General features: G+C 45.2%; 23 protein-coding genes. All 23 read left to right on the forward strand.

Translation table 11 applies throughout. The features are described from left to right. Positions 1 to 7 precede the first annotated feature (7 nt). The 23 genes from LQZ07_RS04710 (at position 8) to mreC (ending at position 24,125) form a co-directional block, all read left to right on the forward strand. The gene (locus tag LQZ07_RS04710) at positions 8 to 163 is read left to right on the forward strand and encodes a hypothetical protein (protein ID WP_194164074.1); all 156 of its coding nucleotides are present in this window, start codon (positions 8 to 10) and stop codon (positions 161 to 163) included. Between the two features lie 283 nt (positions 164 to 446). Beyond that, positions 447 to 2,165, forward strand: coding sequence for an acetolactate synthase 3 large subunit (locus LQZ07_RS04715; RefSeq protein WP_152780684.1), 1,719 nt, complete (start codon positions 447 to 449; stop codon positions 2,163 to 2,165). Then, the gene (gene ilvN / locus LQZ07_RS04720) at positions 2,165 to 2,659 is read left to right on the forward strand and encodes an acetolactate synthase small subunit (protein WP_016400709.1); all 495 of its coding nucleotides are present in this window, start codon (positions 2,165 to 2,167) and stop codon (positions 2,657 to 2,659) included. The genes LQZ07_RS04715 and ilvN overlap by 1 nt, the downstream gene beginning before the upstream one ends. A gap of 147 nt (positions 2,660 to 2,806) precedes the next feature. Next, positions 2,807 to 4,699 carry an EAL domain-containing protein gene (locus tag LQZ07_RS04725; RefSeq protein ID WP_152780682.1) on the forward strand — a complete coding sequence of 631 codons (1,893 nt, stop codon included), beginning with the start codon at positions 2,807 to 2,809 and terminating at the stop codon, positions 4,697 to 4,699. Positions 4,700 to 4,890: 191 nt separating this feature from the next. Continuing rightward, on the forward strand, positions 4,891 to 5,772 hold the full coding sequence (locus LQZ07_RS04730; RefSeq protein WP_152780680.1) for an MSHA biogenesis protein MshI: 882 nt from the start codon (positions 4,891 to 4,893) through the stop codon (positions 5,770 to 5,772). Continuing rightward, positions 5,769 to 6,380 (forward strand): PilN domain-containing protein, encoded by a 612-nt coding sequence (locus LQZ07_RS04735; RefSeq protein WP_152780678.1) that lies wholly within the window; start codon positions 5,769 to 5,771, stop codon positions 6,378 to 6,380. Before LQZ07_RS04730 ends, LQZ07_RS04735 begins: the two co-directional genes overlap by 4 nt. After that, positions 6,373 to 7,026 (forward strand): type II secretion system protein GspM, encoded by a 654-nt coding sequence (gspM, locus tag LQZ07_RS04740; protein WP_152780677.1) that lies wholly within the window; start codon positions 6,373 to 6,375, stop codon positions 7,024 to 7,026. The genes LQZ07_RS04735 and gspM overlap by 8 nt, the downstream gene beginning before the upstream one ends. Then, positions 7,019 to 7,357, forward strand: a complete 339-nt coding sequence (locus LQZ07_RS04745; RefSeq protein WP_152780675.1) for a hypothetical protein — start codon at positions 7,019 to 7,021, stop codon at positions 7,355 to 7,357. Before gspM ends, LQZ07_RS04745 begins: the two co-directional genes overlap by 8 nt. Before the next feature lie 3 nt (positions 7,358 to 7,360). Beyond that, a complete protein-coding gene (gene mshL / locus LQZ07_RS04750) occupies positions 7,361 to 9,076 on the forward strand; it encodes a pilus (MSHA type) biogenesis protein MshL (protein WP_040306926.1) in 1,716 nt (571 codons plus the stop codon). 10 nt (positions 9,077 to 9,086) lie between these two features. Then, the gene (locus LQZ07_RS04755; protein ID WP_249483534.1) at positions 9,087 to 9,992 is read left to right on the forward strand and encodes an ExeA family protein; all 906 of its coding nucleotides are present in this window, start codon (positions 9,087 to 9,089) and stop codon (positions 9,990 to 9,992) included. Further along, positions 9,989 to 11,209, forward strand: a complete 1,221-nt coding sequence (locus LQZ07_RS04760) for a lipopolysaccharide assembly protein LapB (protein ID WP_194164073.1) — start codon at positions 9,989 to 9,991, stop codon at positions 11,207 to 11,209. The genes LQZ07_RS04755 and LQZ07_RS04760 overlap by 4 nt, the downstream gene beginning before the upstream one ends. 3 nt (positions 11,210 to 11,212) lie before the next feature. Beyond that, complete coding sequence (locus tag LQZ07_RS04765; protein ID WP_152780670.1) at positions 11,213 to 12,961, forward strand: GspE/PulE family protein; 1,749 nt, start codon at positions 11,213 to 11,215, stop codon at positions 12,959 to 12,961. Next, positions 12,961 to 14,190 carry a type II secretion system F family protein gene (locus LQZ07_RS04770; protein WP_152780668.1) on the forward strand — a complete coding sequence of 410 codons (1,230 nt, stop codon included), beginning with the start codon at positions 12,961 to 12,963 and terminating at the stop codon, positions 14,188 to 14,190. The genes LQZ07_RS04765 and LQZ07_RS04770 overlap by 1 nt, the downstream gene beginning before the upstream one ends. After that, positions 14,191 to 14,682 (forward strand): hypothetical protein, encoded by a 492-nt coding sequence (locus LQZ07_RS04775; RefSeq protein WP_152780666.1) that lies wholly within the window; start codon positions 14,191 to 14,193, stop codon positions 14,680 to 14,682. It begins immediately after the preceding gene. A gap of 58 nt (positions 14,683 to 14,740) precedes the next feature. Then, positions 14,741 to 15,358, forward strand: coding sequence for a Tfp pilus assembly protein FimT/FimU (locus LQZ07_RS04780; protein ID WP_016400721.1), 618 nt, complete (start codon positions 14,741 to 14,743; stop codon positions 15,356 to 15,358). 36 nt (positions 15,359 to 15,394) lie between these two features. Then, positions 15,395 to 15,856, forward strand: coding sequence for a prepilin-type N-terminal cleavage/methylation domain-containing protein (locus LQZ07_RS24615; RefSeq protein WP_152780664.1), 462 nt, complete (start codon positions 15,395 to 15,397; stop codon positions 15,854 to 15,856). 49 nt (positions 15,857 to 15,905) lie between these two features. After that, entirely contained in the window at positions 15,906 to 16,382 is a 477-nt protein-coding gene (locus LQZ07_RS04790) for a type II secretion system protein (RefSeq protein ID WP_152780662.1), read from the forward strand. Then, positions 16,369 to 16,896 (forward strand): prepilin-type N-terminal cleavage/methylation domain-containing protein, encoded by a 528-nt coding sequence (locus tag LQZ07_RS04795; RefSeq protein WP_152780660.1) that lies wholly within the window; start codon positions 16,369 to 16,371, stop codon positions 16,894 to 16,896. The genes LQZ07_RS04790 and LQZ07_RS04795 overlap by 14 nt, the downstream gene beginning before the upstream one ends. Continuing rightward, entirely contained in the window at positions 16,896 to 17,708 is an 813-nt protein-coding gene (locus tag LQZ07_RS04800; protein WP_152780658.1) for a PilW family protein, read from the forward strand. The genes LQZ07_RS04795 and LQZ07_RS04800 overlap by 1 nt, the downstream gene beginning before the upstream one ends. Further along, complete coding sequence (locus LQZ07_RS04805) at positions 17,680 to 18,144, forward strand: MSHA biogenesis protein MshP (RefSeq protein WP_152780656.1); 465 nt, start codon at positions 17,680 to 17,682, stop codon at positions 18,142 to 18,144. Before LQZ07_RS04800 ends, LQZ07_RS04805 begins: the two co-directional genes overlap by 29 nt. Continuing rightward, a complete protein-coding gene (locus LQZ07_RS04810) occupies positions 18,141 to 22,004 on the forward strand; it encodes a DUF6701 domain-containing protein (RefSeq protein ID WP_152780654.1) in 3,864 nt (1,287 codons plus the stop codon). The genes LQZ07_RS04805 and LQZ07_RS04810 overlap by 4 nt, the downstream gene beginning before the upstream one ends. 178 nt (positions 22,005 to 22,182) lie before the next feature. Further along, complete coding sequence (locus LQZ07_RS04815) at positions 22,183 to 23,226, forward strand: rod shape-determining protein (protein ID WP_016400728.1); 1,044 nt, start codon at positions 22,183 to 22,185, stop codon at positions 23,224 to 23,226. Positions 23,227 to 23,309: 83 nt separating this feature from the next. After that, entirely contained in the window at positions 23,310 to 24,125 is an 816-nt protein-coding gene (gene mreC, locus LQZ07_RS04820) for a rod shape-determining protein MreC (RefSeq protein ID WP_016400729.1), read from the forward strand. The last annotated feature ends 2 nt before the right edge of the window (positions 24,126 to 24,127 follow it).

A 24,127-nucleotide genomic window follows, 5' to 3' on the forward strand; every position in this document is an offset into this window, starting at 1 on the left:
AGGGAACATGCGTTTTACTAATGAAGACGGTGAGGTCATGGAGTTAGCTAACAATATGACCATCCAAGAGCTATACGACATGGGGGTAAGCATCTCCCTGAGTGAAGATTCTGATCCTGAGCAGCAAATTTGGCTAACAGAAGAGCATGATACTATTAAGTAGTTAAGTGCTTTAAGGTAGTGCTGAATCACCGGGTGTTAACTTGCTTATCATCCGGTTTTTTGTGCCTTGCTTAGAAGATAACTCTTAGGTGGCTACAAGAAGCTTGAGCTGTTTTATATGATTAGCTGCTTAAAAGAATAGAAAGAGCAGACAAAAGCGTAGACGCTGGGGGTAAAGAAACGTTAAAGTGCTAGCCTTGGAAGACAGGATATTAAGTCCCATTTCCCGCAACACAATAGAGTTATCCCCACAATTACAATAAATAAAGCCTGGAGGCTTGAACATGGAGAAGTTATCCGGCGCCGAAATGGTCGTCCGCTGTTTGCAAGATCAGGGTGTTAAACACATTTTTGGCTACCCTGGTGGCTCAGTATTAGATGTATATGATGCACTGTTTGATAGTAGCGATATTGAACATGTATTGGTAAGGCACGAGCAAGCTGCTGTGCACATGGCCGATGGCTATGCACGAGCAACTGGTGAAGTAGGTACGGTATTGGTTACCTCTGGACCTGGCGCTACAAATACCATTACCGGTATTGCTACTGCTTATATGGATTCGGTTCCAATGGTGGTGTTATCTGGTCAGGTACCAACAGGCTTGATTGGCCAAGATGCCTTCCAAGAAACCGACATGATCGGCGTTTCGCGCCCCGTAGTAAAACACAGCTTTTTAGTTAAAAAGGCCGAGGAAATCCCAGCGGCTATCAAAAAAGCGTATTACATCGCATCTACTGGTCGTCCTGGTCCGGTGGTTATCGACTTGCCTAAAGATGTTCAAAACCCTCTACTTAAGTTCCCTTATGAATATCCTAAGTCAGTTAGCATGCGTTCTTACAACCCAACGCTAACTGGTCACAAAGGGCAGATTAAGAAAGCGGTTAAAGCCTTAGCTGAAGCCGAAAAACCAGTGTTATACATTGGTGGTGGCGCAATTATGGCTGAAGCTGGCGAGCAAATTAGCAAGCTAGTTGAAATATTCAACATGCCGGTTACCTCAACCTTAATGGGTTTAGGCGCCTTCCCCTCTACAGACTCACGTTTTGTGGGCATGTTGGGTATGCATGGTACTTACGAAGCCAACATGTCGATGCATAATGCAGACGTTATTTTTGCCGTAGGTGCACGCTTTGATGACCGTGTAACTAACAACGTGAAGAAGTTCTGTCCTAATGCCACTATTTTGCATATTGATATAGACCCAACGTCTATTTCGAAAACGATCCGTGCAGACATCCCCATTGTTGGCTCGGTTGATTCGGTTATCGATCAAATGCTTGAGTGCATTAAAGAAACTGACGCTAAAAACGATGCTGACAGTCTTAAAGATTGGTGGGCACAAGTTGAAGAATGGCGCAGCCGTAAGTGCTTAAACTACGCCAAAAGCGATACGTTAATTAAGCCGCAACAAGTGATCGAATCAATGTATCGCGCTACTAAGGGCGATGCATACGTAACCTCTGATGTGGGTCAGCACCAAATGTTTGCTGCCTTGTATTATCCCTTTGATAAGCCGCGTCGTTGGATTAACTCTGGTGGTTTAGGCACCATGGGTTTTGGTTTCCCGGCAGCTATGGGGGTTAAGTTTGCCTTTCCTGATGCAACTGTTGCTTGTGTAACCGGTGATGGCTCGATTCAAATGAATATTCAAGAGCTTTCAACTTGTTTGCAATACAACGTACCGGTGGTAATTGTTTCACTAAACAACCGTTCGCTGGGCATGGTTAAGCAGTGGCAAAAAATGTTCTACGATGGTCGTCAATCGCACTCTTACATGGATTCGGTACCTGATTTTGTGAAACTAGCAGAGGCCTATGGCCATGTTGGTATGCAAGTTAATCATCCCGATGAGTTAGATGAAGCCATGGAGAAAGCCTTCTCGATGAAAGATCGCGTGGTATTTATGGATATCATGGTTGATCCTGAAGAGCATGTTTACCCAATGCAGATTAAAACCGAGTCAATGAAAGATATGTGGTTAAGCAAAACGGAGAGAACATAATGCGCCGAATTATTTCAGTATTATTAGAAAACGAAGCCGGCGCTTTGTCTCGCGTTACCGGATTGTTTTCACAGCGTGGTTTCAACATTGATTCACTAACTGTATCAACCACGGAAGACCCAACCTTGTCACGTATGACTATTTGTACCTTTGGTGATGAAAACACCATCGAGCAAATTACTAAACAGCTGAACAAGCTAGTCGACGTGTTAAAAGTGTCTGAACTCACCGAGGCTGAGCATGTAGAGCGTGAAATTATGTTGGTTAAAGTGCGTGCAGCGGGTTCTACCCGTGAAGAAGTGATGCGAACTTGTGACATCTTCCGCGGTCAAATTGTCGACGTTACACCAAGCATGTATGTGATGCAGTTAAGTGGTGACAGCGCGAAGTTAGATGCCTGCTTAAAGACACTATCTCAATCAACTGAAATTTTAGAAGTTGTACGTAGTGGCGTATGTGGCATGAGCCGTGGCGAGAGAATGCTACGACCATAATATCTGGTCACTTTTGAGCTAAAGACCAGCCTCGGCTGGTCTTTTTGTTTGTGATTACCAAGCTATTTGCAATTTACTGATATACTCAAGCAATGGTCATACCAAAGGATGGTGCGACTAAGAGCTTGAAGGTGAGGAACACCCTTAATGAAATTTTCCAGTCGGATCATAGTATTTACCATTAGCTGCGTAGTGGTGGCAGTGCTATTGGTATTGCTTGGGGGTGCGCTTACCTTCCGTCAGTTGGCATTTAATCAGCAGCAACACCAGTTGCGTTCGGTCGTTGAAGTGATCGATGGACAGCTGAGTGTTCAACCAGAAACGCCAGAATTTGCTCAATGGTTACCAAATTGGCTGCGTGCTCATAATATTCAAGTGCTAGAGGTAGCTAATCGCGGCGGGGTTATTTATACCTTTCGTGAGCTTAATTACACTGGCAATAGCAATAACTTAATTCCTTATCGTTACCCCTTAGCGGCTCATCCTGACTTTTTTATTCAAATTTGGGTAGAACAACCCTTTAAACAGCTCACCTATGAACCGGAAGCGATGTTAGGTATTGGTGGTGGTGTGCTGATTGTTGCCTTAGGCTTAATCGCTGTATTTCGCTGGCTAAAAAGCATTATGTACGGTGCTGAATTGCTGCAAACTCGCGGCAATCAAATTCTCGCAGGTCGCCTGCGCGATGTGCAGCAAGGCAGTGGCAAAGAGTGGCCCAATGCTGCGAGTAAGGCGATTGAGCAGTTGATCACTCAACTTATTGAAGCTCGCCAAGAGCGTAGCCGCTTTGATTGTATTATTCGCAATAATGCCTTTGTTGATGAACTTACTCAGCTATCAAATCGCACTCACTTTCTAAATCAGCTGGAAGCGGAGATTGGCGATGCTGATGCGCACACCGGCGCGGTATTGTTGGTATATCTGCGTGGCATGGACGATGTTAACTACCAATATGCTCGTAACGAAGGCGATGCAATTTTGCAGCAAAGCTCTGAGGCTTTAAAGCAGTACACCCGTCGTAATATTGATGTGAACCTAGCACGCTACAGCGGCGATGCCTTTGCTTTACTAATGCCGCTATCTACCTTGGATGAAGCTGAAGATACCGCAGCAGGTATCTTAAAATTACTCGAGCGCATTCCCCTGCCTGAAGTGGCCGAGGCCGATGACTTCTTCTACATCGGTATCGCGGGTTATGAATATGGTGATAACGCGCAGTTGGTTATTGAGCAAGCTGAGGATGCCTTAAGAGTTGCGCAGATGCAGCGACATAATGGTTGGTATGCGGTCCCTCGTGAGTTGAGTTCTACCCAAACCGGCAAGGGGTCGGTGCGTTGGCGTACTTTACTGCAGCATGTGCTTAGTAACGAGGCGCTGCACTATTATCAACAAGAAGTTTTTGATGAGGATGGACGCGTTTGTTACAAAGAGCTGCTTGCGCGTATTACCGACTACCAAGGTGAAGTGATTAACGCGGGTGTATTTTTACCTTGGGCTGAAAAAAGTGGTTTGCAGGCTGATTTTGATCAGCATGCCTTAAAATTTGCGATGCAACAGGTTAAATACTCTCGCCAGCCCATTAGTATTAACTTAAACATAGCGACTGTGATTAAGCAGTCGGTAATGCGTGATTTACTACAATGGGTATTTTCTGTTCCATTTAAAGAATGCCAAAAGCTGGTGCTGGAGTTTCCTGAAACGCAGCTATCGCAACTCAACGATACTGAAATGCTACGCTTAAAAGCCTTAAATAAAAAAGGTATTAAGCTAGCTGTTGAGCGCGCTGGTCAGCGTGTTGTTAGTACTCAATACATTAGTGAGCTTAAGTTGGAATACTTAAAGCTGCACACTAGTTTGGTTCGAGATATTCAAGTGCGGCAAGTTAATCAGTTAGCCGTGAGCTCATTGGTAGCCAGTTGTGCAGGTCGGGTGCAAGTGATGGCAGTAGGTGTTGAACGTAATGAAGAGTGGCGAGTTTTGCAGCGTTTAGGCGTTCATCATGCTCAGGGCTTTTTGTTTAGTAAACCCGAGCCTATTTAACTCACACTTAGCTTAGATTTATTTGATGAATAAGTGTGGTATTTGTATAGCTAATCTACAGTTACTAGATATACCGCTTTTAACCTTGAGAATTAGCACATATTTGTCGGCCAATGCTTTAAAAAATAAAAGAAAAGTTTAGACTAGATGACTAGTGTTTGACATGGATATCATCAAAGGACAATGACTCGATGGGCTTAGCGTTTTGGCGAAGAAATACCGCAAAAACTCGTTGTAGTGCTTATTTGCGCCCTGACTTTTTGGTTCTGGCTAATCAAAATGAACAAACCTTTGAGCAAGCTATTGATTCTATTGAACAATGGCCCGCAGCTTTTGCGAGCTTATGTAAGGAAGCTCAGTTATCCAGTGACCATCAAATTGTGTTTGTATTGGGTAGCCAGCACTACCAACAGTTTCAGGTAGAAAAGCCTAGTGTTCCCGATGAAGAGTTAGCTGGCGCAGTGCCTTGGACCATCAAAGATATGGTCGCCGAACAGATCCCCGACTTAGCTATCGATTACTATCAAGCTCCTACCACTCCCATGGCTAGCGAAAAGCTGAATGTTGTTTGTGTGCGTAAACAGATTATCCAGCAGCTAGTGCAAATAGCTCAGCAGCAAGATATTCAGCTTGAAGGTATTACAATTGAAACGTTGGCTGCAGTTAACTTGTTGGAAAACAACGACCGTTGCCAAATGCTGCTGTGGCAACCAAAAGCCGGAGATTTAGAGCTGATAGTGGTGCGCCAAGGGCAAGTGTGTTTTTCTCGGCAACTGCGGGCATTTTCTGGTTTAGGCAAAATGCAGGAGATTGAATTTACTCAAACTTTCTTCGACAGTTTAAGTTTAGAGCTACAACGTTCTATCGACTACATTAGTGCCACTTTGAAACTGCCTGATGTAAGCCATATTCAATTAGCCATTCCTAGCCGCTTTTGCGATGAAATAGCCCAACAGCTACAGCAGAATCTGACCCCCAACGTCGCCTTGTTGGATATCTCGGCGATAGAGTCTAGTGACCAATACTATAAAATCCCTGCTCTTGCCGGCTTACAAGAAGGGGTACTGTCGTGAAAACAAGGATTAACCTCTATACCGAAGAGTTCAGACCCAAACCAGAGCGAGGCTCGTTAAGGCAAGCCGTAGGACTATGGTTATTGGTTGGTATAATTGCTTTAGCGTGGGGTTTTTGGCAACAGCAACAAACAGGTTCCGCCGTGGTTGAGGCTGCCGCTCAACGTAAACTAGTTAACTCGCAAGAGCAGCAGCTTGCTCAGCTAAAAGCTGCAATAGAGCAACGAGCAGTAGATCCAAGATTGCAACAGCAACTGAGCTTAGCTGAGCAAGAATTGAAACTAAAACGGCTGCTTGAGCAACGCTTGCAAGGTCAAAGTTATGCGAACAACGGCTTCTCCTCTTCTTTATCGGCCTTGGCATCTATTCAAGACCAGCAGATTTGGCTAACCCAAATTAGCATCCAGCGAGGCAAAATGGCTTTGGCTGGTCAATCAACTAGTAGCGAAGCGGTGCCCAAATGGCTCAAGCAATTTAAACATTATCCTGATTTGTCACAGCAGCAGTTTGCCGGTTTAAAAATTTATCGCGATGAGCAACAACAATTGCACTTCAGTTTAAGTGGCTCTAACCATGACGAGCGTATGCTAGGAGGTGCCAGTGAGTGAGCAATGGCAACAATGGCAGCTACGTTTTGCCGCCTTAAGCCTTCGAGAACGGGTACTTATTTTCATAACCGGATTGGTTATTGTAGTGCTTCCCAGTTATTACCTGTGGATTGAGCCTGCGAGCTTAAAGCAAGCGCGAGCAGAAAAAGAGCTGGTACAAGCAAATGCAAAGTACAACGAAAACGTAAACCTGATCGAGTTTAGTAACAACAAATTACGTGAAGATCCCAACCAGGATATTAGCCGCCAGCTAAAACAGTTAAAAATACAACTGGCGCAAATCGATCAGTCGCTAGAGCAGCAGCAAGCTGGCTTGATTCCTGTTGAGCAAATGGCGGAAGTACTCGAGCAGTTATTGCAAAAAAGCCCAGGCTTAGTGTTAGTGGCTATGGACTCTTTAGCACCAAAGCCAGTATTAAGCAGTGAAGAAAGCAATCCCGATAGTTTAAATTTCTATCGTCATGGGATCCGCTTAAAACTCAGTGGCGGGTATTTTCCATTGCTTAAGTATTTACAGATTGTTGAAGATCTTCCGCAGCGATTTTTGTGGCAACTAATTGATTATCAAGTAGACGAGTATCCCAAGGCAGATATCACTATCGACATATATACCTTAAGTACCAATAAGGACTTTATCAGTGGTTAAATCTCTTTGCTTGATATTGCTGGGGTGTTCGTTAATAGCTAGCAATGGTTTCGCTAGCTCCTTGAGTGATCCTACTGCGCCACCAAACAGCAGCAAGCATACTAGCACCACCAAGCGAGCAGCGTTACCGAGTTTACAGGCAATTATTGTCGGTGGTGAGCAACCAGGCGCTATTCTTAATCAGCGCTTTGTAGCAGTAAATCAAAATATTTCCGGCTTTACTTTAAGCCGACTTCACCAAGATTATGTGGTGTTAGCCCGAGCGGGTAAGCAATATAAAATCAAATTGGACAAGGTGTCGGTAAAACGCGTCACTGTGCAGGGGCAGTAATACATGTATATCAAACGGATTTTTATAGGTTGTATGGTGGTATTGGTGGGTGCTTGTCAAAGTACCAATCGCCCCGATCCTGTAGAAGCTAAGCAAGCAATTTCCGAGGCCCAAGTGCCAACGGATAATGCCATCAGTGCTCCTGAGCTTCCAGCGGAAGTTGAAGCTGAGCTAATGCCAGAGCTAGCCTTGCAGCCCGGTAATTTATTGCAAGTTGAACACCGCTTCGATGTCAATGCCCGTAATGTAGATGCTAAAGCGTTTTTCCCCGCACTGATTAAAGGCTCGCCGCTTAGTGTGGCTTTACATCCAGGTGTAGAAGGTCAAATTACCTTAAAACTTAAAGAGGTAACGCTTAAAGAAGCGATTGATGTAGTGGCTGATATGTATGGTTACGACATTAAGCGTCGCGGCAAAATTTTGCATGTATATCCGGCCGGCATGCGCATCGAAACCATTCCATTAAACTACTTGATGCTAGAGCGTTATGGTTATACTCGTACGCGTATTAACTCCGGCGGTATAACCGGCAGTGACAGCGACAATAACAATAGTTCGGGTAACAACTATTCGAATAACTCATCAAGTAATAATTCGTCTAACAACTATTCGAATAACAACAATAACAACAGCAGCTCTAATCGCAGTGATAGCTTCAACGGTACCAAGATTGAGTCGGCTACTGAAACGCGTTTTTGGTATGAATTAGAAGAAACCTTACGCGGCATGATAGGCATAAACATGCGCCGTGATCGTGGTAACGATACTTCTTACGCCAACGACGGACGAATGGTTGTGGTTAGCCCGCAAGCCGGTTTAGTGACGGTTCGCGCTTTTCCTGACGAAATTCGTACCATTAAAACCTTCTTAAGTCACTCAGAGAAAAACCTGCAACGCCAAGTGGTGTTAGAGGCCAAGATTATTGAAGTGACCTTGAGCGACGGTTATCAGCAAGGCATTGATTGGACCAATGCTGGTGATGTATTTGGTTCTACAGAAGTATTATTCAACAGCGTATCGCAAATCCCTGGTGATGCCATCAGTAGCGTGCTGGGCGGCGGCGGTGCCTTAACGGTTACCGACGGCAACTTCCAAGCTGTGGTAAAACTTTTGCAAACTCAGGGTGATGTAAACGTGCTGTCTAGCCCACGAATCACAGCCTCCAACAACCAAAAAGCGGTGATTAAAGTCGGTACCGATGAGTACTTTGTCACCGACGTATCCAATACCACTATTACCGGTACTAACCCTGTTACTAATCCAAGTGTGGAGCTTACTCCGTTCTTCTCTGGTGTGGCCTTAGATGTGACCCCGCAAATCAATGACCAAGGCGAAGTGTTGTTGCATGTTCACCCTTCGGTTACCGATGTAAAAGAGCAACGTAAAGTAATTAGCTTTGGTAGCGATGCGGATAGCTTGGATTTACCACTGGCACAAAGCGATATTCGAGAAACAGATACGGTAATTAAAGCTAGCTCTGGTGATGTGGTGGTTATTGGTGGCTTGATGAGCTCTAAGCAGGAAGAAATAGTCTCTAAAGTTCCATTCATTGGGTCTATTCCTGGTTTAGGTGAGTTGTTTACCAACCGTGCGGTATCTAACCAGAAAACTGAGCTAGTGATTTTGATTCAGCCTACGGTGGTTACCCAAGATACCTGGCAAAACGAACTGCAGAAATCACAAGAGTTGTTAAACACTTGGTACCCAGAAGATAACTAGGCGGACATTGGTGGCGGTATATCTCGAACATTTTGGCCTCTCACAAGCTCCTTTTGGTTTAACACCAAATACCGGTTTGTACCAAGCCTTGTTGCCTCATGACGAAGCTATTCAAGTGTTGCAAACGGCGCTTAAATCGGGTGAAGGTTTTATTAAAGTAAGTGGTGAAGTAGGCACAGGCAAAACCCTGTTATGTCGAAAACTGCTTAATGAAATGAGCGATGATTACCAGTTTGCTTATTTGCCAAATCCTTGCTTATCCGCAGAGCAAATTCATTCTGCACTAGCCAGTGAGCTAGGTTTGCAAGTGGATGCGACAGCGTCATCTCATAGTGTATTAGAAAGCATTCATCATCACCTAATTGATTTAGCTAGCAAGCAGCGCCCGGTTGTATTGCTTATTGATGAAGCGCAAGCCCTAAGTGATGAAGCCTTGGAAGTGATTCGCTTACTAGGTAACTTAGAAACAGAGCAGCGCAAGTTGTTGCACGTGGTTTTATTTGGTCAGCCAGAACTTGATGAGCGCTTGGCTAGCCAACAGTTACGTCAATTACGCCAACGTATAACCTTTTCTTATCGCCTACGGGCTTTAGAAAAGGATGAAGTGGCCAGCTATATTCAGCATCGCTTGCACTTAAGCGGTTATCGAGGTGGCCCTTTGTTTACTGCTGCTTCCTTAAAGATGCTTACGCGAGCTAGCCGCGGGATCCCTAGATTAATCAATATATTGGCCCATAAAGTATTAATGCTTTGTTATGGTCAGGGCGCTCAACAGGTTAGTGTGAAAATGGTTAAACAAGCAGTGGCTGATACAGAAGATGCGGTAAGGCCGCAAAGCCAAACAACCTGGTTAGTTCTCGCTGCAAGCGCCGGTGTCGCTATTGCGGCGGCTGCATGGTGGAGTTTGTCACTATGAGCGTAATTAACCAAATGCTAAAAGATCTGGATAAGCGGCAAAATAGCAATCCGCAAAGCATGTCTCCTTTGGTTGAAGATAGCGGCAAAAGTGCCAGAGCTTATATTCTAATGGCTTTAGTATTAATCGCCTTGGCTATCTCGGCTTGGTTAGCACTGCGTTATTTTAAGAATATTGAAGTGGGCAGTGACGTTGAAGTAGTGGCTGAAGCAACTCAAAAAGCTAATCCATTGGCCGTTTCATCCGAAACTGAACAGTTACAAGCGGTGGCCGAAGCCATTGATGTAGAACTGGCCGAGCCAATTAACCAGGCTGCTACACCGCAGGCTTTAGTTAGCGAAGATGCTAATTCAGCCGAACAGTCTAGCTTTGAAGCAGACTCAAATAAACAGGTGGCTCAGCCTACAGCTGCAATAGTTGTAACGGCGCCTAAAGTTGAGCCAACAGTGGCAGTGGATACAAATCCTCAAGTGCTTGTCGAGCTTGAAACAAAACAAGCGCCAAACAATAAGCCGGTGGAGGCTAAAGCAAAAGAGCCGAAAAACGCTGAGCTCGCTAAAGCTAAGCAGCCCTCGGCTGAAGCTAAAGACAAGCCGCAAGCCGAGCAAGAATCAACGCTAGAGATTAAACCTTTAAAGCTTACCCGTGAGCAGCAAGTGGCCTTATACACTCGCCGCGGTTTTCAGGCTCTAGATAAAAATCTATCGGATGAAGCCCGCAAAGAGTTCCAAAAAGCCTTGCAGCTTGACCACCAAGCGCATGAAGTGCGAGAGCAGCTTGCAGCGCTTATGTTTGGTCGTGGAGAATTGCGCTCTGCCGTTAACTTGCTTGAAGAAGGTTTACAACTAAGCCCAATGCGTGGCTCGTTTAGAGTGATGTTAGCGCGAATTTTTGTGCAGCAAGACAATCTAGCGCAGGCTATTTATTACTTAGAAAGTGCTGAACCTAGCATAATCGGCAATGTAGATTATTACGCCATGTTAGCGGGTTTAGCGCAACGCTTAGATAAACAGGAGTTGGCTTTAACTAGCTATCAAAAACTCGTCAAGCACGAACCTTCACGCGCCCGCTGGTGGCTGGGTTACGCCATTGCCAACGATAAGCTTGGTAGTTATCAAGAAGCCTTAGCCGCGTATCAGCAAGCCGAACTTATGGGACAGCTTTCCAGTAATTCTCGCGATTTTGTGGTTAATCGCATTCGACAGTTGGAGCAGTAAACAATGGCACAACCAAAATTACGAATGCGCTTGGGAGACTTGCTGGTTAGCGAGCAGGTGATCAGTGAAGCCGATTTAATGAGTGCCTTAGCGCAGCAAAAACAGTCGGGTCGAAAACTAGGGGCAACCTTAATTGAGCTTGGAGTAATTGCCGAGGTGCAATTGCTGGAGTTTTTGGCTCGTCAGCTAGGTATCCCGTTTGTGGATTTAGCGCAGATTTCTGTTGATGCCAACGCTGTTGTGTTGTTGGGCGAAGTGCATGCTCGCCGCTTGCGCGCATTGGTGATTCACAAAGATGGCGACGTGTTAACCGTCGCTATTTCCGATCCCGCCGATCTCTCGGCAATTGACACCTTAGCATCGCTGTTAGCTCCTCATCAGCTTAAATATGTGGTGGCAAGGGAGTCTCAGGTTGTCGAAGCCTTTGACCGTTTCTATCGAAGAACCCGCGAGATTGAAGGCTTTGCTCAAGAGCTAAAAGAAGAATATGCCAGTAGCGATGAGTTTGATATTGGCCTCGCTACCGCAGATGATGAGAGTAACGAAACCACCGTTGTTAAGCTGCTTCAGTCCTTGTTTGAAGATGCGGTGCAGGTGGGCGCTTCAGATATTCATATTGAGCCAGATGAAAAAGTTCTGCGAATACGTCAACGGGTAGACGGCGTGTTGCAAGAAAGTGTGCTTAATGAGGTGCAAATTGCCTCGGCCATGGTGTTGCGCTTAAAGTTGATGTCGGGCTTGGATATTTCCGAAAAACGTTTACCACAAGATGGCCGTTTTAATATTAAAGTACGTGGCCATTCCATCGATGTACGTTTATCCACAATGCCTATTCAGGCCGGCGAATCAGTAGTGATGCGTTTGTTAGATCAATCGGCAGGCATATTGTCGCTTGAGCAAACCGGTATGCCAGCCGACATTATGGAGCGTTACCGTCGTCAGCTTCATCGCCCTCACGGCATGATAGTGGTAACTGGCCCAACAGGTAGTGGTAAAACAACCACGTTGTATGGTTCCTTGAGTGAGTTGAATCAGCCTGAGTCGAAAATTATTACCGTTGAAGATCCGGTTGAATATCGACTGCCACGGATTAACCAAGTACAAGTAAACAGCAAAATTGGCCTCGATTTCTCCAATATTTTGCGTACAACTTTGCGTCAAGATCCCGATATTTTGCTGGTGGGGGAGATGCGTGACCAGGAAACCGTGGAAATTGGCTTGCGAGGCGCATTAACCGGTCACCTGGTATTAACAACGCTGCACACCAATGATGCGATAACCAGCGCCTTACGTTTAATCGATATGGGCGCAGCGGGTTACTTGGTGGCAAGTTCTTTAAGAGCGGTTATCGCCCAGCGATTGGTTCGCCGACTATGTGAAAACTGTAAGCAGGAACATACGAGTTCACTAGAAGAAAAAGTTTGGCTTGAGCACATTAGCAATGACGATTTGAGCCAACAGGTCTTCTACAAGGGGCACGGTTGTCAGAGCTGTAACTACACTGGCTATAAAGGCCGAATAGGTGTGTTTGAGATGCTTGAGCTCAATGACGCAATGATGGAAGGTTTGCGTAGAGATGACCCCGATGAGTTTTCTAAGGCTGCAAAAGCCTCGAAAAATTACCGCCCTTTGTCATTAGCTGCTTTAGATTATGCAAAGAAAGGGGTTACTGCGGTTGAAGAGGTGCTGCGATTGGTAGAAGAAATTGACGTTTATGGCAGCGTTACTAATGCTCAGGAAGATGCTCAATAATGGCTTTGTTTCGCTATCAAGTTCGCGATAGCACTGGTCGCCTGATTAATGGTGACATTGAAGCTGCCAATCAAAATGCTGCGGCAGAGAGCTTGCTGCGCCGTGGGCTTACCCCAATTAAAATCGCAGAGGGTAAAGGCAAGGGCGAAGGCTTTGGTTCTTTAGATGTCAGTACTTTGTGGGAAGGGCGAATAAAGCTTGATGAGTTAGTGGTATTTACTCGACAAATGTATTCGTTAACTAAGGCTGGCATTCCAATCATGCGCGCCATTAATGGCTTGGCCGAAACCGCTCATAGTAAGCTGTTACGTCGCTCGTTGGCTGGCGTATCTGATGCGTTGAGTAGCGGGAGAACCTTGTCTACCGCTATGGCGGAGTACCCTAAAGTATTTTCTCAACTGTTTGTGAGTATTGTTCATGTTGGGGAAAATACCGGTCAGCTAGAACAAGCATTTTTGCAGCTTTCTCAGTATCTTGAGCTTGAAATGGATACTCGTAAACGAATTAAAACGGCGATGCGTTATCCCACTTTTGTGATTTTAGCGATTGTTATCGCCATGGTGATTCTAAACATTTTTGTGATCCCCCAGTTTGCCGAAATCTTTGGTCGTTTTAACGTGGAACTGCCTTTAGCTACAAGGATCTTGATTGGCACCTCCAACTTTTTTGTTAACTATTGGCCCTTGTTACTGGTGCTAACTATCGGCTCGGTATTTTTGGTGCGCTGGTATATCAGTACTCCCAAAGGCCGTATGTTATGGGATAAAACGCGATTGCGCTTACCAGTTGTTGGCTCGGTGATAGAGCGTTCGTTGCTGGCTCGTTTTTCGCGCAGTTTTGCGATGATGGTGGGAGCGGGGGTTCCGCTTAACCAAGCCTTATCCTTAGTGGCTAGCGCTGTTGATAATGCGTTCATGGCTGAGCGAATTGTTGAAATGCGCCGCGGCATTGAACGCGGAGAAAGTTTGCTGCGTAACGCGATCGCCAGTGAGTTATTTACACCTTTGGTATTACAGATGATCTCGGTGGGCGAAGAAACCGGGCAAGTCGATGAATTACTTACCGAAGCGGCCGAGTTTTATGAGCGCGAAGTAGACTATGATTTAAAGAGTTTAACAGCGCGTATTGAACCAATACTGATTACTGTGGTCGCAGGTATGGTACTGATTCTTGCACTTGGCATCTTTACCCCTATGTGGGACATGATGCGCGCGGTGAGAGGTGGTTAATTGAATCTGCATGAGTTATTGGATAACAATCGCTCGCGCTTTAGTTGGCTTGTGACCTTCTGCATAGTTTTATTAGTTGTATTGTTGCTTTTAATTAGTTTTATTAGGACAATTAATCAAGTAGAACGGCAAGTCGTAGAAGAATATGCTCAAACTTGGGTGAGACAACTGGCGCAAGTTCATGGTTTGTGGATAGCTAGATTCCGCCCTGAGCAGCTGGAGATAAATTTATACCAGCGCGATGCGCTTAGCGGTGAGCAAAAGCCATTAGAAGTAATACGCTTAGCAATGAGTAAAGCGGGGTGGCCTAAGGTTACATCAAACCAGCAGTGCCGAGAATTGTGGCGTGACATGGTTGGTGCTGAGCTAAGTGGGCAAGCTAATGCCGTGACAGCAGCCTATAAAAACCAGCAATGCCATTATGAGTTTTTAGGTGTGGCCATACTGATATATGACCCGCAACAAGGTTTGATGACAAAGGAATGGCTGTAAAGCCGATTTAAGAGGTAGTCTAACAGTGACAACAATTTCTACGGTATCAAGATCTACAATGAGACAAGCTGGCTTCTCGCTGATTGAGTTGGTGATTGTAATTGTTATTCTGGGCATTTTAGCTGCTACCGCTTTGCCGCGATTTTTAGATGTAACAGAAGAAGCTAAGGTAGCTAGCTTAGAAGGCGTAGCTGGTGGTTTTGCCACTGGTGTCTCGTTAGCTCGAGCACAGTGGGAGGCAGAAGGTCGCCCTAGTGAAAATGGCAAAAATGCCGTTATTTATGATACTCAAAAAGTGTATTTAACCACGCCTACTGCAGCGCAAATAAGCAATGGCAGTGTTGCTCCTGGTTATCCTATGACCAGCGACGATGAAGACGTGGACCCTGGTACTTTATCCGGGGATAAGTGCTTGAAAGTGTGGGACGCTATTTTACAAAATCCAGCCCGCGCTACGGCTACCTTCTCTGAGGTAGCTAACCAAGGTGATTATTTCAAGTATTACACCACGGTAACGGGAGCCGCAGAGGAGACGCGATGTATTTTCTATCAAGTAAACTCTTTGGCTAAAAATAGTGACGGTTCCTACGTGGATCCTGGTAACGATGAAGGTTCATATAACAATTTCACGTATCAACCAGCCGCAGGGCGGGTTTTTACTAACATTCCTAACTAACGATTTATAAATCAATAATTTTCTAAGGATATAGAAATGAAGGCAATTAAACAGCAAGGCTTTACGCTAATTGAATTGGTGATTGTGATTATCATCTTAGGTATTTTGGCAGTAACAGCTGCACCTAAGTTTTTGAACTTACAAACGGATGCGCGAGTTTCAACCTTAAGTGGTTTAGAGGCTGCGCTTAAAGGCGGGGCTAACTTAGTTTATAGTAAATCTGCGATTGCAGGCGTTGAGCGTGTAGATTCTAGTTCAGTTTCAGATTCTGGAAATACTATCAATACAGCATATGGCTATCCTGAAGCTAATGCAGACTATCAATTTTGGGTAGACGCTAATACTGGCGATTGGAGCGCTGATACTACCGCTGATGGTGTAATCACTTTCCGCCCAAGCTCTGTTGCCTCAGATGCTAACTGTACCGTTGTTTACACTGAAGCAGCTGATGCAAATACTCCTGCTACATCAGTTGTTGGCTTAACCGACGGTTGTTAATAGTTTATAAGGCTAGCTTCGGCTAGCCTTATGCTTACTAATGTAGAAATTGGAACTTCCGCGAATAATTCACCCTAAAACCTCCGGCTTTACCATTATTGAGCTGGTGATTACGCTCATCTTAATAGGCATTCTTGCCATCACAGTTTTACCTAAGTTCTTTCGCGGTGGCTTTGCTGAAATTAGCCTGCGAGAGCAACTATTAAGTCGCTTGCATCTTGTGCAAACCCAAGCAATGAATCATTATCAAGATTGCTTCTTTCTGCAAGTAAATACTGATAACTATTTCTCTGGCGAGTTGTCTACCGATGGTAGCTGCGCCAATACATCTCCTCCTTTGGAAGCTGTTTCTTATTCTAGCGATTTGTTGGTCAGCCAAGGAACCATTCGTTTTGATGGCATGGGGCGAGTAAGGCTTGCCGATTCATCATTGTGCAGTCAGTTCCCTTGTGTGATAAGTGTTGAGGGAGATGATACTCACACTATTATCATAGAATCAGAGGGCTATATTCATGCGCCCTTATAAGCAGCCTTTTGCTGGTGGTTTTACCCTTATCGAATTAATTGTAGGCATTGTTGTGTTGGCCATATCGCTGGTGGTGATTACCTCTTTTCTAGCACCACAAGCGCTCAAAAGTGTTGACCCAGTTTACGAGGTGCGCTCGGCCGAGCTTGGTTCAAGTTTAATGAATGAAATCCTTGGCAAATCATTTGATGAAAACTCTGATCACACCGGAGGAGGGCTTTGGCGCTGCAGTGAAACTGGGCAGTTGAGCTGCACGGCAGCCAGTGATTTTGGTCCTGAAGGAGAAGACCGTGGGCAATACAATGATGTAGATGACTATCACACCAACGGCAACTTCATTACTATTGATGATAGTTTAGGTGTTGATTTATCGGATATTTATCGTAATTTTTCTTACCGAGTTAGTGTTGATAGCAGTGATCATGGCATCAATGCTGCCAAACGTATCGACGTAATAATAAGAGCTCCTAATGGTATTGATTATGCCTTTAGTGCCTATCGGTGGAACTACTAATGCGTCGCTTGCAAGGTTTTACCTTAATTGAACTGGTTATTACCATGGTGTTGTTGGCGATTTTAGCGATTGCTACTAGTGATTTCCTGCGCACTGGTAGTTTGATATACCGCCAAGGCGCAGACCGCCAAGTATTGCTGGGGGAAGCACGTTTTGCCATCGAGCGTTTAAATCGCGAGTTACACAACAGCTTACCAAACAGCGCTATGCTTGGCCAAAATAGTGCTGGCGAAGCTAATCATTGTTTAACCTTTGTGCCTACTTTTTCTAGTCATACCTATATTGATTTACCGATTACACCTAGCAGTGCAGCTTCTGGCTCGGTGGTCACTTCACTTAATCAACCGGCTGTTGCCGCGACTGGCAATGCTTGGTTGGGAGTTTATGTATTAAACAGTGATGAAGTGCTGAATGCCAATGGCGCCTTGTTAGATGCCAATTGCACCGCAGCCACAGGCAAGGTGTTTTGTTTAAGCGGTATTGCAGCTGATGCTAGTTCTGGTGTTAGCACGATTAATTTTTCTGGTTCGATTAGTGTGAACACGGACTCACCGGCTCAGCGCGCATTTATATTAGATGAACCGATCCGTTATTGTGTGGAAGGCAGTAACTTGCTGCGCTTTCAGCCGGCTGACAGTGGCAATGGGGTATTAATGGCCAGTAAGCTTGAAGCAAACAGTGCTGTTCAGCCATTTCAAGTGTCGCCTGCTAGCTTGACGCGAAATGGTTTAGTGAACCTTCGCCTGCGCTTTGTTGAGAATAGAGAAGTAGTGGAATTTAATCATGACATCGTCGTTCTTAATCAGCCCTAACATAAAGGCTAACCAAGCACTTCCTACCCGCCAAAGTGGTAGCGCTTTAGTGGTGGCTATTTTCGTGATTGTAGTCATGGCACTAATCAGCGTGGGATTAACGGCGATGATTCAAGACACCTCCCGCAATGCCGCATGGGATGTTCTAGGAACGCGTGCTGAGTTAGCGGCTTATTCTGGTTTAGATCAAGCACTGTCAGAATTATTTCCTCTAAACATACCCGCCGCTACTTTGGGCCAATGTAGTAACGTGACTTCTGCACCTACTCTTAATGGTCAAGGGCTGTCGTCATGCGGTGTTACCGTGACTTGTCAGCAAAAAGACATCACAGAGTTGAGTGCGCGTTTCTTTGATCTTCAAGCTACTGGCCAATGTGGCTCTGGAGAGGTATTGGTCCAGCGTAGCCAAAGTATTCAAGCAAGGAGTGCCTTATGAAGTTGTGGTCCTTATTTGTGAGCTGTTTAGGCATAAGCCTTCTGCTAGCAGCTCAGCCTGTTCAAGCGGTTGAGTGTCGAGAGGTGTTTTCTAGCCCGATTGCATCGTCACAAAACAATGCTCGCTTAGAAATTAATTGGCTGTCTAGAATTTATGGTTCTAATCAAGGTCGCTTAGATATCGACCAAGTGGATAATCAAGATACCTCTGGGGATACCTGCCCAGATGCTAATACCGATTGTATCCCTAGTGGAGATCGAGCCAGCTCCGGTAATAATGTTTCCATCGAGAAAATAAACAATGGCCAATCAGTTAATGCTGGTTATCAACAAAGCGTGGTATTAGGCAGCGGTAGCTACGATACGAATAACTTTGCCGATGTTGAAGGTGGAACTCAAAGTACCATCACTTTTTCAGCTAACCAAGATGAATATTTTATTGAAAATATAAACCTTGGCTATCAAAGTACTTTAAATCTTTATCCTGGGACTTACTGGGTTGATGGAGACTTTTCAATAGGCTCTGAAGCAACCCTCCAAGTATTAGGAAGTAGCGGCACAGTAAAGATTTTTGTGAAGGGGGATGTCAGTGTTTTCTACCAAACTGAAATTAATAGGGGAGGTGACCCTCTACGCTTAGCTATTTACTCTCGTGAAGATATTAACCTGGCAAATGAGACTAAATCTGCCTTTATTGCTTATGCTAGACGGAATGTCTCACTTGGCTATCAGGCTCAGGTAGACGGCGCATTATTCACTCAACAGCGGGATGTGATTTTAGCCAACGAAGTGCAAGTTCGTGGGATTAGCAATGCCGGAGAAGTCGATTTTGCACCTGTATGTGATGGCTCATTGGTTGAGCATCTGCTATTACAGTTTGGTAATTCAGGTGCAGGTCAAAACGGTGGAACAGTTACCTTTGATCAAGCGTATCAGTCTAAACCTTTAGTTTTTTTGATGACGCCAATGGATGCCAGTGACCCAAATAACGATGGTCCTGTGGCGGCGATTTTAACCAGCGTGATTCAAAGCAACGGAGAGTGGACGGGTTTTACCTGGGCACGACAAGAGCCACCAGGAAACACCACTCCTTCGAAGAATATTCAAGCGGTTGATTGGATTGCTGTGAATGAAGGTGAACATTTTCTGGAAGATGGTACTGAGTTAAGAGCGGGCACCATTGATACGAATGAAGCCTTCCCCTTCCCAGATAGAAATTACTTCAATGTTGATATGCCGAACTATCTCACAGTAGTTTTGCATCAAATGCAATCACGTAATAACAACTGTTGGTTAACCTCAAACTCAGAGTACAACAATAACGGCATTCGCCTAGCGATAGATAGCAGTGAAGCCTATGACTTTCGATTTTTCTCGCGCTATTGTGTGTCGGACAATGCTTCAATCTATTACGAAGATTTACAGGATGAAACAGTCGCCTACCTTGCTACAGAGCCAACGGTAGGCGCTATAACTGTAGACAATCAGGTGGTCAATTATCAGTTTGGCAACTCTGTTACTCATGGCAGTGGCAGCAGCACTATCAACCCTGCAGCCACTTGTAACTACACCACCAGTTATCAAACGAATCTGTTTTCTACTCCACCTATCTTGGTGGGTAGCAAAAATGAGCGAAGAGGCAACAACGGCGGTTGGTTAAGGCGATGTCAGCACAATGCTGCCGACTTTTCGATGATCACTGAAGAAGATCAATACCTAGATAACGAACGAAGTCACTTAGCGGAGGAATATAGCTATATGGCATTCGCCTCTAATTCTTCGGTGCAGGTGCCTGGCCTTAATATCTTTGCTGATAGTGCTGGACTTACCTGTGATATCCATGAGGTGACTATCCAAGCGACTTTAGATGGGCAAATTGATCAGAACTTTCAAGGAACCGTTGGACTGAGTACTTCAACTAATCGTGGTACGTGGTCGCAAGGTGATGGTCAAGGCAGCTTGCAAGCTGGAGCCGACAACGGCCAAGCCAGCTATAGTTTTGTGCCAAATGACCAAGGCCAAGTGACTTTAGGTTTACTGCATCCTCTAGAAGGTGCAGTAACGCTTACCGTAGCCGATGGCGGAATTAGTGCCACTACCGTTGTGACCTTTAATGCCTATGGGTTTAAAGATGAGCTAATTGGAACCTGGGGAGAGAATCCACATAAAGCCAATACTGAGTTTATCCTCAAGCTTACCGCTGTCGGGAAAGACCCTGCGGGAGGCGCTGGCTGTAGTCAAATTGGTAATTATGAAGGTACCAAAAATCTGCGTTTTTGGACTGATTATATCCAGCCTGCATTAGGAACGCGGCAACTCGCGGTACAAGATCAGCTTAGCAATAGCTTTGAAAATGTAGGCACTAATCAAAATACTAGAACTACGATTCAAACAGTATTTTCCGGTGGCGAATCTCAGCTTAATTTACGCTATCCCGATGTTGGTCGTTTGGGTATTAACTTTTGGGATGAAGAAGGCTCGGAAATTGATGGCTCAACCGCAACCTTGTTGGGAAGCGCTACTGCGGAGCTAATACCAGCGGGTTTCCAATGGCAAGACATCAAAAATCAAGAAGATGAAAGCAGAGTCAATCCTGCAACTTACTTCACTAAAGCAGGTGACCCTTTCATTTCATCCTTGATTGCGGTTATAGACAATTGCGATATCAGTACACAAGGACAAGACTGCAATGCGGCTAACTTTGTTGCTGACCCTGATTACTTGGAGCAGGAAGCTAGCTTAGAAAGCCCTTCAAATGGAGAGCTAGGAACACTTAGCGATGGAACGATTGATAGCCAATCAGCAGGTGTGATGCAAATCATCGATACCAACTATTCGGAAGTGGGCAGCATTAATTACACTGGCGAGGTGACTGAGTATCTAGGTTATGTCTTGGAAGATTATGCAGTAGGAAAAGCCAGTGATGTGGTAGGTAGTTTTTATCCACATCACTTTGAACTAACCTCGGCGAGCATTCAAGCTGCCTGTTTACTTGGCGACTTTACTTACATTGGCCAGCAAGAGCAGCTAATTAGTTGGACTCTTGTAGCTGAAAATGCATTTGGTGCTACAACTCAAAACTATTCCGAGGGCAAATTCCAGGTAACGAATGTAGGCCGAAACCCCAATGATGATTGGAGTTTTGTTAGTAGCTCTGCGGTGGTGGGTTTTGATGATGGTTTTAAGATAGAAGAATCTACCAGCACATGGGCTGATGGCGTATTTACCCAAACTGATTTACTTTCTGGCGTTGAAAAGCCGGTAACGGCGCAAGCTCCGGTAGTAGACGGTGCTATTAGCTTGTTTTATCAACATAGCGATGCTGGCATTCAATCTACCGATGGCACTTATGTGTGTGTGGGAGATGATGATACTGCTTATAGCTGTGTGTTGGGTACTGCTCCAGAATTGCGCCATGGTCGCATTAAGCTTAATAACGGCTTTGGCTCAGAGCTTCAAGCTATAGCAGTTAATGGCGAATTGCAGTATTACGATGGCAGTCAGTACATCCGAAATGCTGATGATGTGTGCAGTAATCTCAATCTTCCTAGTTTAGAGTTTTTACCTAAAGTTGATTCCGACACCGCTCAAGTTGGTGGAGGCAGTTCTGATGTTTCACTTCGTTCTCCAGGCATCGCGGAGCAAGGCGTAATTTGGGTCGATTTTACTGCTCCGGGTGACAGCAATACTGGGCAAGTGGATTATTGGTTTAATTTAGACAGTAACCTTAATTGGTTACGTGAAGATTGGAATGGCAATGGTAGCTTTGAAAGTGCAGATGATGCTATCGGGAGTGGCCAAGTCACCTTTGGCGTATTTCGTCAAAGTGATCGGGTTATTGATCGCAGGATGCGTTATTAGTCGTTGATTGGTTGAAAAATATGCAATCTAAACCGAGGATTTAACCAAAGGCAGGTGATAGCCTTCACTATCCTTGGCATCTCTCTAGAGTATGCTTGCTAGTCGCGGTTTGCATTGGTAAAGTGAGCCAAGTTTTAATCGCTTATCATCGACACTATTTCTCAGGATTCGCCCAGCTATGTTTAAAAAGCTCCGAGGCTTGTTTTCTAACGATTTGTCTATCGACTTAGGAACAGCCAATACACTTATTTATGTAAAAGATCAGGGGATCGTTCTTAACGAGCCTTCAGTAGTGGCGATTCGCCAAGAGCGCGCTGGTAGCCCCAAAAGTGTCGCTGCGGTAGGTCATGCCGCTAAGCAAATGCTAGGCCGTACTCCTGGTAACATTTTGGCGATTCGTCCAATGAAAGACGGCGTAATTGCCGACTTTTATGTTACTGAAAAAATGCTGCAGCACTTTATTAAGCAAGTTCACGACAATAACTTCTTGCGCCCAAGCCCTCGGGTTTTGGTTTGTGTTCCTTGTGGCTCTACCCAAGTTGAGCGCCGGGCAATTCGTGAATCGGCTATGGGAGCTGGAGCACGTGAGGTTTACCTCATTGACGAACCAATGGCTGCAGCGATTGGTGCCGGCTTGCCAGTATCAGAAGCTACCGGTTCTATGGTGGTAGATATTGGTGGTGGTACTACCGAAGTAGCGATTATCTCGCTAAACGGGGTTGTTTACTCTTCTTCAGTACGTATTGGTGGTGACAAGTTTGACGACGCCATTATCAACTACGTGCGTCGTAACTACGGTAGCTTAATTGGTGAAGCGACTGCCGAGCGCATTAAGCATGTTATTGGTTCTGCCTACCCAGGTGACGAGGTTCGTGAAATTGAAGTGCGTGGTCGTAACCTTGCTGAAGGTGTGCCAAGAAGCTTTACTCTGAACAGCAACGAGATCCTAGAAGCCTTGCAAGAGCCTCTTTCAGGTATTGTAAGTGCTGTAATGGTAGCGCTTGAGCAAAGTCCTCCAGAGTTAGCATCTGATATTTCAGAGCGCGGTATGGTGTTAACTGGTGGTGGCGCCTTGGTTCGCGATTTAGATCGCTTATTGATGGAAGAAACTGGTATACCTGTAGTGGTTGCTGATGATCCTCTAACGTGTGTGGCACGAGGTGGCGGTAAAGCTATTGAAATGATCGACATGCACGGCGGTGACTTGTTCCATTACGAATAAGTAACACCTAACGAAGAACACACCTTGTGTTCTTCGTTTTATTTAACTTTGTTCCAAACAGACAACTACTTAGGTAACGACCGATGAAACCTATCTTCGGCCCTGGTCCATCTTTAGAGCTTCGCCTTGTGCTCGCTATTTTGTTGTCCATTTCTTTGATTTTCATCGACAGTAAACTGATTGCCTTTAAGCAAGTGCGTGTATATTTGCATTCCGCTGTGAGCCCTTTGCAATACATTGCCAATATGCCGGGTCAACTTATGGACTCAATGTCCAATCAAGTGATTACCCGTGAACAGCTGAAAAAACAAAATAGTAGCCTGCGAGAGCAGCTACTACTTAATCGCGCAGATCAATTGTTAATGGAAAGTCTAGCCAAAGAAAATACCCGTTTACGGGCTTTATTGGGCTCTCCTGTGCGTAACGATAGTCGCAAGCTGGTGGCCGAAATTATGGCCGTGGACTCCGATCCATTTTCGCATCAGGTGGTTATTGATAAAGGTAAACTCGATGGGGTGTTTGAAGGGCAACCTGTCATCAACGATATTGGTGTTATTGGTCAAGTATTGCATGTAGGCACTACCACCAGTCGAGTATTGCTTATCACCGATGCGAGTCATGGCATCCCGGTGCGTATTGCGCGAAATGACATTCGCGCAGTGGCTACCGGCACTGGCGAGTTAAATCGTTTGCAGTTGCCGCATATTCCACGAAGTACCGACATAGGTGAAGGTGATGTGTTGGTTACCTCTGGTTTAGGCGGTGTATTTCCTGAAGGCTACCCGGTGGCGGTCGTTAATCGCTTTGACTATCAGGAAGGCAAACCCTATGCCGACGTAATGGCTACACCAGTAGTTGAGTTAGATCGCTTACGTTACTTGTTATTAATTTGGCCCTAAAC

The sequence above is a fragment of the Agarivorans sp. B2Z047 genome, assembly GCF_023373605.1.
Taxonomy (GTDB): Bacteria; Pseudomonadota; Gammaproteobacteria; order Enterobacterales; family Celerinatantimonadaceae; genus Agarivorans; species Agarivorans albus.

Excerpts from the sequence above, each read along its gene's own strand:
- ilvN (WP_016400709.1), top strand. The coding sequence starts at position 2,165 with ATGCGCCGAATTATTTCAGTATTATTAGAAAACGAAGCCGGCGCTTTG.
- LQZ07_RS04765 (WP_152780670.1), top strand. The coding sequence starts at position 11,213 with ATGGCACAACCAAAATTACGAATGCGCTTGGGAGACTTGCTGGTTAGC.
- LQZ07_RS04770 (WP_152780668.1), top strand. The coding sequence starts at position 12,961 with ATGGCTTTGTTTCGCTATCAAGTTCGCGATAGCACTGGTCGCCTGATT.
- LQZ07_RS04725 (WP_152780682.1), top strand. The coding sequence starts at position 2,807 with ATGAAATTTTCCAGTCGGATCATAGTATTTACCATTAGCTGCGTAGTG.
- LQZ07_RS04730 (WP_152780680.1), top strand. The coding sequence starts at position 4,891 with ATGGGCTTAGCGTTTTGGCGAAGAAATACCGCAAAAACTCGTTGTAGT.
- mreC (WP_016400729.1), top strand. The coding sequence starts at position 23,310 with ATGAAACCTATCTTCGGCCCTGGTCCATCTTTAGAGCTTCGCCTTGTG.
- LQZ07_RS04810 (WP_152780654.1), top strand. The coding sequence starts at position 18,141 with ATGAAGTTGTGGTCCTTATTTGTGAGCTGTTTAGGCATAAGCCTTCTG.
- LQZ07_RS24615 (WP_152780664.1), top strand. The coding sequence starts at position 15,395 with ATGAAGGCAATTAAACAGCAAGGCTTTACGCTAATTGAATTGGTGATT.
- LQZ07_RS04815 (WP_016400728.1), top strand. The coding sequence starts at position 22,183 with ATGTTTAAAAAGCTCCGAGGCTTGTTTTCTAACGATTTGTCTATCGAC.
- LQZ07_RS04800 (WP_152780658.1), top strand. The coding sequence starts at position 16,896 with ATGCGTCGCTTGCAAGGTTTTACCTTAATTGAACTGGTTATTACCATG.
- LQZ07_RS04805 (WP_152780656.1), top strand. The coding sequence starts at position 17,680 with ATGACATCGTCGTTCTTAATCAGCCCTAACATAAAGGCTAACCAAGCA.
- LQZ07_RS04780 (WP_016400721.1), top strand. The coding sequence starts at position 14,741 with ATGAGACAAGCTGGCTTCTCGCTGATTGAGTTGGTGATTGTAATTGTT.
- LQZ07_RS04760 (WP_194164073.1), top strand. The coding sequence starts at position 9,989 with ATGAGCGTAATTAACCAAATGCTAAAAGATCTGGATAAGCGGCAAAAT.
- LQZ07_RS04715 (WP_152780684.1), top strand. The coding sequence starts at position 447 with ATGGAGAAGTTATCCGGCGCCGAAATGGTCGTCCGCTGTTTGCAAGAT.
- mshL (WP_040306926.1), top strand. The coding sequence starts at position 7,361 with ATGTATATCAAACGGATTTTTATAGGTTGTATGGTGGTATTGGTGGGT.
- LQZ07_RS04710 (WP_194164074.1), top strand. The coding sequence starts at position 8 with ATGCGTTTTACTAATGAAGACGGTGAGGTCATGGAGTTAGCTAACAAT.
- LQZ07_RS04795 (WP_152780660.1), top strand. The coding sequence starts at position 16,369 with ATGCGCCCTTATAAGCAGCCTTTTGCTGGTGGTTTTACCCTTATCGAA.